Origin of the sequence: Citrobacter sp. wls714 (assembly GCF_005281025.1) — a bacterium.
Taxonomy (GTDB): domain Bacteria; phylum Pseudomonadota; class Gammaproteobacteria; order Enterobacterales; family Enterobacteriaceae; genus Citrobacter; species Citrobacter werkmanii.
On record NZ_SZWZ01000091.1, the window covers coordinates 1 to 11,820 of the forward strand.

Genomic DNA, 11,820 nt, shown 5'->3' on the forward strand with positions numbered 1-11,820 from the left:
AGGTGCTCTCCCAGCTGAGCTAATCACCCCCGCTGTGTGGAGTCGCATTATAGGGAGAGTTGAAAATGAGTCAACGCATTTTCTAAAGAAATTGTTCGTTCGTCGTAAATTTAAACAAAACGATCGCAAAACAATCCATGCAGCATGATTTGTATACGAAAATGGCAAAGCGTGATGTTCCAACCCGATCAACATTGAGGAATCAGACCACAGTGATAGAATACGAGCCTGATAATCTTCCCTGGATTTGCCGGTTGTCGGCATCTTTATAAACGTAAGGCCATTTCATGAAAATCAAAACTCGCTTCGCGCCAAGCCCGACAGGTTACCTGCACGTCGGCGGTGCGCGTACTGCTCTTTATTCCTGGCTTTTTGCACGTAACCATGGCGGTGAGTTTGTGCTGCGTATTGAAGACACCGATCTCGAACGCTCCACGCCGGAAGCTATTGAAGCCATTATGGATGGTATGAACTGGCTGAATCTGGAATGGGATGAAGGCCCGTACTTCCAGACCAAACGTTTTGATCGCTACAACGCTGTTATTGATGAAATGCTGGAAGCAGGCACCGCATATAAGTGCTACTGCTCCAAAGAGCGCCTGGATGCGCTGCGCGAAGAGCAGATGGCGAACGGTGAGAAGCCGCGTTACGACGGCCGCTGCCGCCATGGTCATGAGCACCATGCCGCCGACGAGCCGTGCGTGGTGCGTTTTGCCAACCCGCAGGACGGTTCCGTTATTTTTGACGATCAGATCCGTGGGCCGATCGAATTCAGCAACCAGGAGCTGGACGATCTGATCATCCGCCGTACCGACGGTTCCCCGACCTACAACTTCTGTGTGGTGGTCGACGACTGGGATATGGAAATTACCCACGTTATTCGTGGCGAAGACCATATCAACAACACCCCGCGTCAGATCAACATCCTGAAAGCGCTGAACGCGCCAGTGCCGGTTTACGCGCACGTGTCGATGATCAACGGCGACGACGGTAAAAAACTCTCTAAACGTCACGGAGCGGTCAGCGTGATGCAGTACCGCGATGACGGCTACCTGCCGGAAGCGCTGCTGAACTATCTGGTACGCCTGGGCTGGTCCAGCGGCGATCAGGAAATCTTCACCCGTGAAGAGATGATTAAACTGTTCTCCCTCGGTGCGGTGAGCAAGTCTGCGAGTGCGTTCAACACTGAAAAACTGCAGTGGTTGAACCATCACTACATTAATGCGCTGGCGCCGGAATATGTGGCAACGCATCTGCAATGGCACATTGAGCAGGAAAATATCGATACCCGCGTTGGGCCTCAACTGTCTGAGCTGGTGAAACTGCTGGGCGAGCGTTGTAAGACTCTGAAAGAGATGGCGCAGAGCTGCCGCTACTTCTACGAAGACTTTGCTGAGTTCGATGCTGACGCGGCGAAGAAACACCTGCGCCCGGTTGCGCGTCAGCCTCTGGAAGTGGTTCGCGACAAACTGGCCGCCATTACCGAGTGGACGGCAGAAAACGTCCACCACGCGATTCAGGCAACCGCTGATGAGCTGGAAGTGGGCATGGGTAAAGTTGGGATGCCGCTGCGTGTCGCGGTAACCGGCGCGGGTCAGTCCCCGGCGTTAGACGTCACGGTGCATGCGATTGGCAAATCCCGCAGCGTTGAGCGTATTAACAAAGCGCTGGCGTTTATTGCAGAGCGTGAAAGTCAGCAGTAATTCAGGCTGATTGATGACACAACGGCAGGATGCACTCCTGCCGTTTTTTTATCCGTTATTCAGACTCATCAATCCCCAGACGGATAAGGAAATTACGAATCCCTTCGCGCGAGATATACATCGCCAGCTTTTCTTGTTCCGTTGGAGACATATTGTCCAGCGCGCTAATTATCTGGCGGCAGGCATGGCTGCGCACTACATGGGTGTATTCTGCCAGCGGCTCTTCAGCCTGATAAACCTCAGGAACTTTGCGAAAAGCGGGAATGTTGAGCAGAAACGTGCGGACGCCGGAGTCGATATGAATAAGTCTTGCACGACCACCTTTAACACCGGGAAATTTTTCGGTGGTCCAGTTTTGTTCTCTGATCCAACGATTGACGGTTTGTTTGGCGACCCCGAGACATTCCGCCAGCTCTTCGGTCGTCATTTTGCTGCGTAATTTTTTCATATTATTTGTTATCGCGGATCCCTAAGCGTTGTAATAAACCCGTAATGCCTTCACGCAGGATCAGTGACGTAAACATTTTCTGTTCTGACGGTGTCATCTTTTTGGCGAGCCTAATCAGCAGAGCTTCAATAGAGGTATCGCCGGATAACGATAAGTTATCTGATAAACCTTCGGCTGAACGCTCGGCGCTGCGAATGTATTCACGAACTTGTTCGGTGACGTGAACCAGACGGGCTTTACCGCCCTGAACGCCTGGTTTTGGTGATGTAGCCCAACCTTCCTTGCGCACCCATTTATTGATGGTCTGTCGGCTGTATCCGGTCAGATTAGCAAGCTCTTCTGGCGTCATCCGTTCCTTGAACATAACGATTCCCTGAATAGTCGTGGGGTTAATTAGTGGTTCATTTTATAGCACCATTTTAGTAGAAACCGTGACGCGTTTAACTACTGAATGCGAGTTGTTACGCAATGTTCTTCATTTGACTGCTTTTTCAGCGATTGAATTCTATGAGCTAATTTTGCCGTTGACACACGCGAAGGGAATTCATATGATGCCGCCCGTCAACTCGACAAGCTTTACGTGACGGGGCTATAGCTCAGCTGGGAGAGCGCTTGCATGGCATGCAAGAGGTCAGCGGTTCGATCCCGCTTAGCTCCACCAAATTTAATCCCAATAAATTTGGTATGTACGTAAAAGCATCGTGGGGCTATAGCTCAGCTGGGAGAGCGCTTGCATGGCATGCAAGAGGTCAGCGGTTCGATCCCGCTTAGCTCCACCAAAATTTAAACCCTCGCTGTAAAGCGGGGGTTTTTTGTTTCTGCATCCTGCCAGTTCTCACCTTGTAACTCTTCGGTTTGCTGAATAGCAGGCATAAAAAAGCCGGGGAAATCCCCGGCTTTTTTACAACGATATTGTCTTACGCTTACAGCACCAGAGCTGCGATGGATGCAGACAGTACGCTCACCAGCGTAGAGCCGTATACCAGCTTCAGACCAAAGCGGGACACCACGTTACCTTGCTCTTCGTTCAGGCCTTTAATCGCGCCGGCGATAATCCCGATAGAAGAGAAGTTAGCGAAGGAGACCAGGAACACAGAGATGATGCCTTCGGCGCGTGGAGAGAGCGTAGAGGCGATTTTCTGCAGATCCATCATCGCGACGAATTCGTTAGAAACCAGTTTGGTTGCCATGATACTGCCCACCTGCAGCGCTTCGCTGGACGGCACACCCATCACCCATGCAACAGGGTAGAAGATGTAGCCCAGGATGCCCTGGAAGGAGATGCTGTAGCCAAACCAACCGGTTACGGTAGCGAACAGGGCGTTCAGGGCGGCGATCAGCGCGATGAAACCAATCAGCATGGCTGCAACGATAATGGCTACTTTGAAACCTGCCAGGATGTATTCACCCAGCATTTCGAAGAAGCTCTGACCTTCGTGCAGGTTAGACATCTGAATATTTTCTTCGCTGGCATCAACGGTGTAGGGGTTGATCAGCGACAGCACGATGAAGGTGCTGAACATGTTCAGAACCAGCGCAGCAACCACGTACTTCGGCTCCAGCATGGTCATATACGCGCCGACGATAGACATGGAAACGGTCGACATCGCCGTTGCAGCCATGGTGTACATACGGTTTCGGGACATTTTGCCGAGAATATCTTTATAGGCGATAAAGTTCTCGGACTGACCCAGGATCAGGGAGCTGACGGCGTTGAAGGATTCCAGCTTGCCCATACCGTTGACTTTGGATAACAGGAAACCAATCGCGCGAATAACAACCGGTAGAACGCGGATGTGCTGCAAAATACCGATCAGCGCGGAAATGAAGACGATCGGGCAAAGCACTTTCAGGAAGAAGAATGCCAGGCCTTTGTCGTTCATGCTGCCGAAGACAAAGTTTGTCCCTTCATTAGCGAAGCCGAGCAGTTTTTCAAACATCTCGGAGAAGCCTCTCACGAAGCCCAGACCGACATCAGAGTTCAGGAAGAACCATGCCAGTAACACTTCAATAACAAGCAGTTGAATAACATAACGAATGCGGATTTTTTTACGGTCACTGCTTACCAGCAGTGCGAGTACCGCAACCACGGCAAGGGCTAGGACAAAATGAAGAACGCGGTCCATATTTGCTCCAAATATGAGGCAGGTTTAGTTTTCGTGCACATTCTATGTAACAACCATAAAGAAAACGAGATCAAACACACACTATAATAAGGACCTGTGACGAGATTCAAAATTAGTGATCGGTGATACACTTCCGTTATGTTGAGTAGGGAAGTGAAAAGTTATGTCATTGTGCTAATCTCATAACAATAATCAAACATCTCACCAGTCTTTCAAGAATCCTTATCGATCCATAGACAAACGCTATCAGAGAAATCAACTTCACCCATTAAAATGAATTTGATAATCATTCTCAATAAGCGTAGCTTGAAACATAGCAAAGGCTATGTTTCTGAGGCACTAAAATGACTAACGATCGCGTTGAGAGTAGCAGTGGACGGGCAGCGCGCAAGTTGAAGCTCGCATTAATGGGACCTGCGTTCATCGCGGCGATCGGCTATATCGATCCGGGTAACTTTGCCACCAATATCCAGGCAGGGGCCAGCTTTGGCTATAAACTGTTGTGGGTTGTGGTCTGGGCAAACCTGATGGCAATGCTGATTCAGGTGCTGTCGGCAAAACTGGGTATTGCCACCGGTAAAAACCTGGCGGAGCAAATTCGCGATCATTATCCTCGTCCGGTGGTATGGTTTTACTGGGTGCAGGCTGAAATTATCGCCATGGCGACCGACCTTGCTGAGTTTATTGGCGCTGCGATTGGTTTCAAACTGATCCTGGGTGTTTCATTATTGCAGGGGGCCGTACTTACCGGTATCGCGACGTTTTTAATTCTGATGCTGCAGCGCCGCGGGCAAAAACCGCTGGAAAAAGTCATTGGCGGCTTGCTGCTGTTTGTGGCAGCGGCTTACATCGTGGAACTGATCTTTTCCCAACCCAATCTGGCGCAGCTTAGCAAAGGGATGATTATTCCCAACCTGCCCAATTCTGAGGCTGTGTTCCTGGCTGCTGGCGTGCTTGGCGCGACCATCATGCCGCATGTGATCTATTTGCATTCTTCTTTAACCCAGCATCTGCACGGCGGAACGCGGCAACAACGCTATGCGGCCACGAAATGGGATGTGGCTATCGCCATGACGATTGCCGGGTTTGTGAATCTGGCGATGATGGCGACAGCTGCCGCCGCATTTCATTTTAGCGGGCATACCGGTATCGCCGATCTCGATCAGGCGTACCTGACCCTTGAACCGCTGTTGAGCCACGCGGCGGCGACGGTGTTTGGTTTAAGCCTGGTGGCAGCGGGGCTGTCTTCTACTGTGGTCGGCACGTTGGCGGGGCAGGTGGTGATGCAGGGGTTTATCCGCTTCCACATTCCGCTGTGGGTACGCCGTACTGTCACCATGATGCCATCATTTATTGTGATTCTGATGGGGCTGGATCCCACCCGTATTCTGGTGATGAGCCAGGTGTTGCTCAGTTTCGGGATTGCCCTTGCGTTGGTGCCGCTACTAATCTTTACCAGCAACGGCCCATTGATGGGGGATTTGGTTAACACCGCCTGGGTCAAATACATTGGCTGGATGATTGTGGTGTTAGTGGTCGCACTGAATATCTGGTTACTGGTGGGAACCGCGCTGGGTTTGTAAAAACAAAAGAGCCCGTAGGCTCTTTTGTTACATTAATGATGATGTTTGTGGCCGCGCCCGCGACCGCGATGGTCGTCACGGTCATTCCAGCCTTCACGATAGCCGCGCTCATAAGCTTTACGTTTATCCCAGCCACGATGATAGCCATTGTCATGACGCCACCAGCGGTTTTTGCGCCACTCATAGTTATGATGCCAGTAATCCCGGTCGCGCCAGCGGCCGCCATCCCAGTAGTTACCGTAATTATCGCGATCGCCAATTTGCAATTTTATTGATGGCAGCAGGGTGATTTCGCCAGCGTTCGCGGCCAGCGGGGTAAAAGCCAATAAGACTGCCGCCAGAATCAGTGACCTGAACATTTTTACTCTCCTTCACGATCGAGCCGTAGCCGGCCTGTTAACGTAATATTACGGGGCAGTAAAGCCCCGTTTCATCGCCTTAACTCTTAAATCGCGAGCGAGAGCACTTTTTGTTAATAAATGTGTCTTTATTTCAATCAGCTCAGAATGGCATCAATTTCCGCGCACTCTTCGGCAGAGAAATGACGGTTTGCCAGCATGCCAACGGCGTCTTCAATTTGCGCGGGTTTACTGGCGCCAATCAACACCGAGGTGACCTTGTCTTCCCGTAATACCCACGCGAGCGCCATCTGAGAAAGTTTTTGTCCCCGACGTTCTGCCAGCGCGTTCAGCGCACGGACCTTTTCCAGTTTTTGTGGCGTTAACTGGTCCGGGTTAAGAAAACGGCTGGAGCTTGCCGCGCGCGAGTCCGCAGGAATACCGTTCAGGTAGCGGTCGGTTAATTGCCCACCCGCCAGTGGCGAGAAGGCGATACTGCCAACCCCCTTTTCCTGTAATAGCGACAGCAGGCCACTTTCGACCCAACGTTCAAACAGGGAATATTTAGGCTGGTGGATAAGGCAGGGAGTGCCTAAATCGTCGAGTATTTCAATCGCCTGCCTGGCAAGCTCCGCCGGATAATTAGACAGTCCGACATATAGCGCTTTACCCTGACGGACAATATGATCCAGCGCGCGCATGGTTTCTCTGAGCGGCGTTTCAGGATCGGGCCGGTGGTGATAGAAGATATCAACATACTCCAGCCCCAGGCGTTTGAGGCTTTGATCGAGGCTGGCAATCAGGTATTTGCGTGATCCCCAGTCGCCGTAGGGCCCCTCCCACATGGTGTAGCCAGCTTTGGTGGAGATGACCAGCTCGTCCCGCCACGGTAAAAAATCTTCCTGCAGAATGCGGCCAAAATTTCGCTCCGCTGAGCCCGGCGGTGGACCATAGTTATTCGCCAGGTCAAAATGATTAATTCCCAGATCGAATGCGCGCTGTAACAGAGCCCGACTGTTCTCTACCTGCGTGGCATCACCAAAATTATGCCACAAACCCAAAGAGACAATCGGGAGTTTGAGGCCGCTCTGGCCGCAGCGGCGATACTCCATTGTTTGATAGCGATTTTCATCAGCCTGATAAACCATGTAGCCTCCTGTCGGATAACGTGTGTCATTGAGTGTATACGTTTACATAAAGCAGGCGGCAATGAATTTTTAATCGGCAAAACTGTACATCTTGCTTTCCACCCCCTTCACTATGGCTTCTCTGGACAGTCAACACAGTTCTTCGATACTCAATATTGAGGTTACCGTCAGAAGGATAGCTGTCATGCAAACCCAATATTCCGTTGCTGATTATCTGCTGGACAGGCTGGCAGGCTGTGGCGTCGGCCACCTCTTTGGTGTGCCTGGTGATTATAATTTGCAGTTTCTTGACCATGTGATTGAACATCCCAGCATACGTTGGGTTGGGTGTGCGAACGAATTAAATGCGGCTTATGCCGCGGATGGCTATGCCCGGGTGGCAGGGGCAGGAGCATTGCTCACCACGTTTGGCGTGGGAGAGTTAAGTGCAATCAACGGTATCGCCGGAAGCTATGCGGAATATGTTCCTGTCTTACATGTTGTCGGCGCGCCCTGTCGCGGTGCGCAGCGTCGCGGGGAACTGATGCATCACACCCTTGGCGACGGTGACTTTCAGCATTTTTACCGTATGCAGCAGGCGGTGACGACGGCCAGCGCAGTGCTGGATGAACAAAACGCCTGTTATGAAATTGACCGTGTGCTGCGGGCGATGTTAACAGAGCGCAGGCCAGGCTACCTGATGTTGCCTGCTGATGTGGCCAAACAGCCCGCTACGCCGCCGAATGACATTCTGATTGTTCCTCTGAGCGAACCGGAAAGCAGCGTGGCAGAAGCGTTTCGCTATTATGCCCGCGAGCGGCTGTTGGACAGTCCGCGCGTAGCGCTGTTGGCCGACTTTCTCGCGCAGCGCTTTGGTTTACAGCCTGTTTTGCAGCGTTGGATGGCGGAAACGCCGATGGCCCACGCCACGCTGTTGATGGGGAAAGGGTTATTTGATGAGCGTCACCCGGCGTTTGTCGGTACGTACAGCGCCGGAGCCAGTAGCGATTATGTGCGCCAGGCGATTGAAGATGCCGATACGATTATTTGCGTCGGTACACAATTTGTCGACACCCTGACCGCTGGGTTTACGCAACGGTTACCAGCGGAGCGTACTATTGAAGTTCAGCCCCATGCGTCACGTGTTGGTACCCAATGGTTTAACGTTCCGATGGAACAGGCCGTCACTACGTTACGCGAGTTGTGTCTGGAGATGTCGTTTTCACTGCCGCCCGAACGCCCGCCAGTTAGGCGTATCCAGGTTGAGAAGGGGCTGCTGACCCAGGAAAATTTCTGGCCAACGGTGCAGCATTATCTGGCGCCGGATGACATCATCCTCGTCGACCAGGGAACGGCGGCATTTGGTGCGGCTGCGCTCTCGCTACCCAGCGGTGCGGAAGTCCTGGTCCAACCGCTGTGGGGTTCCATCGGCTACGCGCTCCCGGCGGCATTTGGCGCGCAGACAGCCTGCCCGGACCGCCGGGTGATCCTGATTATTGGCGATGGCGCAGCGCAGCTCACTATCCAGGAACTGGGCTCTATGCTCAGAGACGGGCAATCACCGGTGATTTTACTGCTTAACAATGACGGCTATACCGTGGAGAGGGCTATTCACGGGGCAAATCAGCGCTATAACGACATCGCCGGATGGAACTGGACGCAGGTGCCGCAGGCGTTAAGTCATGAATGTCAGGCGGAATGCTGGCGAGTGAAGCAGGCGGTACAACTGGAGGAAGTGCTGGCCCGGCTGTCCCGTCCGCAACGGTTGTCATTAATTGAAGTGGTGCTACCGAAAGCCGATCTTCCTGAGTTATTGCGCACGGTGACCCGTGCGCTGGAATCTCGCAACGGAGGATAGCTACTCCTCGGGGCGGCTGGCGATCATCATTGGTTTTCCGGCCAATAACAGCCACGCAGGGAGCATAACGACGCAAAGCAGCGGTAGCAGAGTGGTGTCTGGCACCACGACTGCCGCCATAAACAGGCTCAGCCACGCGTCGCGGGTAACGACCAGCACCAGCCCGAGAATTGCGCAGGAGACCGTGATGGCTGCCGGAACGGCTTCAACATGGGCGTGCAGCATCAGACCCAGCGCGACGCCCACGAAGACCGCCGGAAAAATTCGCCCGCCGCGAAAACCGCTCGCTGCGGCGACCACCAATGCCGCCAGTTTGATCACGGCAAGCAACAAATAATCTGATGTCCCCAGCGTCTGGCTAAAAGCCATTTGCTGCATTTCATCCAGTCCCTTAAATAAGGTAAGCGGCCCGCCAATTACACCCAAAATACCGAGAATAAAACCACCAACCCCAAGGATCAGTACCGGGTGTTTAAGCTGATGCATTAAATGATGCAAGCGCGGTAGACACCAGACGGCCACCATGCCCGCGGCAATGGCTATAGCAGCAACGACCGCACCGCTGAGGATATCGATCAGATGCATTTGCGTATAGTGCGCGATGGGCAATGAAAAATGGGGATGAAAGAACAGGCTGGTGGTCAGTGAACCTGCGGCGGCGGCCATTAATGGCGCAAACAGGCGATCCCATAAAGGAACATCGTTCGAGCTATTCAGCGTTTGCGAAAACACCAACGCGGCGGCAACGGGAGTACCAAATAACGCCCCGATGGTGCTGGCAGAGGCGAGAATGGTCCAGTCCAGCTTAGCAATGCGCGGAAAGAGGCGACTGCCAAGCGCCACTGCGAGGGCGATATTCACGGTCATGATGGGATGTTCCGGCCCTAAACTGACGCCGCCCGCCAGACCGAGGATTAGCGCCGCCAGCAGGCCTGGCAGTGCCGAAACGGCCACCGGCATTCCGATTAACGGTTCACAAGCCGGATCCGGGCCTGCATGGCCCCGGCTGTAGCGGATGACAAGCCCGACCATCAGTCCGGTTAACGTGAGCATACCGATGATCCACAGCGGAGAGTCCTGGGCAATTCCGATGCTAATCGGCAGACGCTCCCACAAAAATTGCTGTAACACGGAAGCGACTTTCATCACAACGATCAACACCAGGCTGGACGCTATGCCAATGATTATCGCGGGAGTTGATAGCAAGAGCATCGTTCTGGCTCGCGGATGGAGCATTTTCAATTCCTTCAAACAGAGTCATAGATATAGTTTGCACAGCCTGCGCGGCCGCATCGCTGCAAATGGTGCTGAAACGATAAAGTAATTGTGTGATCTGGATCGATTTTCTACGGGCATCAGCCTTCAGGCCGTTGTTGTTATGCCCCCATGAATTTACAGTGTGGCAAAGATTTATTCTGACTTTAGCGGAGCAGTGGAAGAATGACAAAATATGCTTTAGTAGGTGATGTTGGCGGCACCAACGCACGTCTTGCTCTGTGCGACATTGCCAGCGGCGAGATTTCGCAGGCAAAAACGTATTCCGGGCTGGATTACCCCAGTCTGGAGGCCGTGGTGCGCGTGTACCTGGATGAGCATAGCGTCAGCGTCGAAGATGGCTGCATTGCCATTGCCTGTCCGATCACCGGCGACTGGGTGGCAATGACCAACCATACCTGGGCATTCTCTATTGCGGAGATGAAAAAAAATCTGGGCTTTAGCCATCTGGAAATCATCAATGATTTCACCGCCGTGTCGATGGCAATCCCCATGCTGAAAAAAGAGCATTTGATCCAGTTTGGCGGCGCGGAACCTGTCGAAGGCAAACCGATTGCGGTGTATGGCGCGGGAACTGGCCTCGGCGTGGCGCATCTGGTGCATGTTGATAAACGCTGGGTAAGCCTGCCCGGTGAAGGCGGGCACGTGGATTTTGCGCCTAACAGCGAAGAAGAGGGGATTATCCTTGAGGTTCTGCGTGCGGAAATCGGTCATGTTTCTGCTGAGCGTGTGCTCTCAGGACCCGGACTGGTGAACCTGTATCGCGCCATCGTCAAATCAGACGGTCGCCTGCCGGAAAATCTGCAGCCGAAGGATATCACCGCCCGTGCGCTGGAAGATTCCTGTATCGACTGCCGCCGCGCGCTGTCGCTGTTCTGCGTGATTATGGGACGCTTTGGCGGCGATCTGGCGTTAACGCTGGGCACGTTTGGTGGCGTGTATATCGCTGGCGGGATCGTGCCGCGCTTCCTTGAATTCTTTAAAGCTTCCGGTTTCCGCGGTGGGTTTGAAGATAAAGGACGTTTTAAAGCTTACGTTCAGGATATTCCGGTGTATCTGATTGTGCATGATAATCCGGGTCTGCTTGGCTCCGGCGCACATCTGCGCCAGACGCTGGGGCATATTTTGTAAGGCCAATGCCGGATGGTATTTAGCGATCGTCCGGCCTGTATTCCTACTAAACCGCGCTTCTGACGTAATGACGATCAGTTAACGACGAGCAATCGTCGTAACTATAGCTAAGAGCGGCATATCCGGAGGTAATGAATTTGTTGCCCCCGGTATTTGTTACGTTCACCTTATGTTTTTCACTTCTCTGAAACGATTACTCCCAGTGAACGTGTTAAGGGTACTATCGCCGTA

The 11,820-nt window shown here is 52.7% G+C and carries 10 protein-coding genes and 2 tRNA genes; 6 read left to right on the forward strand and 6 right to left on the reverse strand.

The features are described 5' to 3' along the window. The first annotated feature begins 287 nt into the window (after window positions 1–287). Entirely contained in the window at window positions 288–1,703 is a 1,416-nt protein-coding gene (gltX, locus tag FDX11_RS18675) for a glutamate--tRNA ligase (protein WP_038642458.1), read from the forward strand. Window positions 1,704–1,758: 55 nt separating this feature from the next. Here gltX and FDX11_RS18680 read toward each other — a convergent pair whose 3' ends face one another. Continuing rightward, window positions 1,759–2,151, reverse strand: a complete 393-nt coding sequence (locus FDX11_RS18680; protein WP_042306962.1) for a YfeC-like transcriptional regulator — start codon at window positions 2,149–2,151, stop codon at window positions 1,759–1,761. Between the two features lies 1 nt (window position 2,152). After that, window positions 2,153–2,515 carry a YfeC-like transcriptional regulator gene (locus tag FDX11_RS18685; protein WP_137398359.1) on the reverse strand — a complete coding sequence of 121 codons (363 nt, stop codon included), beginning with the start codon at window positions 2,513–2,515 and terminating at the stop codon, window positions 2,153–2,155. Between the two features lie 221 nt (window positions 2,516–2,736). Between FDX11_RS18685 and FDX11_RS18690 the strand changes: the two genes are divergently transcribed. After that, window positions 2,737–2,812: transfer RNA gene (locus FDX11_RS18690), tRNA-Ala, on the forward strand. A 42-nt stretch (window positions 2,813–2,854) separates the two neighbouring features. Beyond that, window positions 2,855–2,930 (forward strand) — tRNA-Ala (locus FDX11_RS18695). A 144-nt stretch (window positions 2,931–3,074) separates the two neighbouring features. Here the strand turns inward: FDX11_RS18695 and nupC are convergent. Further along, window positions 3,075–4,277, reverse strand: a complete 1,203-nt coding sequence (gene nupC, locus FDX11_RS18700) for a nucleoside permease NupC (RefSeq protein ID WP_042306965.1) — start codon at window positions 4,275–4,277, stop codon at window positions 3,075–3,077. A 344-nt stretch (window positions 4,278–4,621) separates the two neighbouring features. Here nupC and FDX11_RS18705 point away from each other — a divergent pair, with 344 nt between their 5' ends. Next, window positions 4,622–5,860: an Nramp family divalent metal transporter gene (locus FDX11_RS18705; protein WP_042306967.1), complete on the forward strand. Its 1,239-nt coding sequence runs from the start codon at window positions 4,622–4,624 to the stop codon at window positions 5,858–5,860. Between the two features lie 32 nt (window positions 5,861–5,892). On the opposite strand, the gene ypeC is transcribed toward FDX11_RS18705, so the two are convergent. Beyond that, window positions 5,893–6,219, reverse strand: a complete 327-nt coding sequence (gene ypeC / locus FDX11_RS18710; RefSeq protein WP_003834889.1) for a DUF2502 domain-containing protein YpeC — start codon at window positions 6,217–6,219, stop codon at window positions 5,893–5,895. A 137-nt stretch (window positions 6,220–6,356) separates the two neighbouring features. Beyond that, complete coding sequence (gene mgrA, locus FDX11_RS18715; RefSeq protein ID WP_042306968.1) at window positions 6,357–7,346, reverse strand: L-glyceraldehyde 3-phosphate reductase; 990 nt, start codon at window positions 7,344–7,346, stop codon at window positions 6,357–6,359. Between the two features lie 184 nt (window positions 7,347–7,530). On the opposite strand from mgrA, the gene FDX11_RS18720 reads away from it, so the two are divergent. Further along, entirely contained in the window at window positions 7,531–9,183 is a 1,653-nt protein-coding gene (locus FDX11_RS18720) for an alpha-keto acid decarboxylase family protein (protein ID WP_137398360.1), read from the forward strand. Here FDX11_RS18720 and FDX11_RS18725 read toward each other — a convergent pair whose 3' ends face one another. Then, window positions 9,184–10,419, reverse strand: coding sequence for an ion channel protein (locus FDX11_RS18725; protein ID WP_137398361.1), 1,236 nt, complete (start codon window positions 10,417–10,419; stop codon window positions 9,184–9,186). Window positions 10,420–10,623: 204 nt separating this feature from the next. Between FDX11_RS18725 and glk the strand changes: the two genes are divergently transcribed. Beyond that, on the forward strand, window positions 10,624–11,589 hold the full coding sequence (gene glk / locus FDX11_RS18730; protein WP_038642435.1) for a glucokinase: 966 nt from the start codon (window positions 10,624–10,626) through the stop codon (window positions 11,587–11,589). Window positions 11,590–11,820 lie beyond the last annotated feature (231 nt).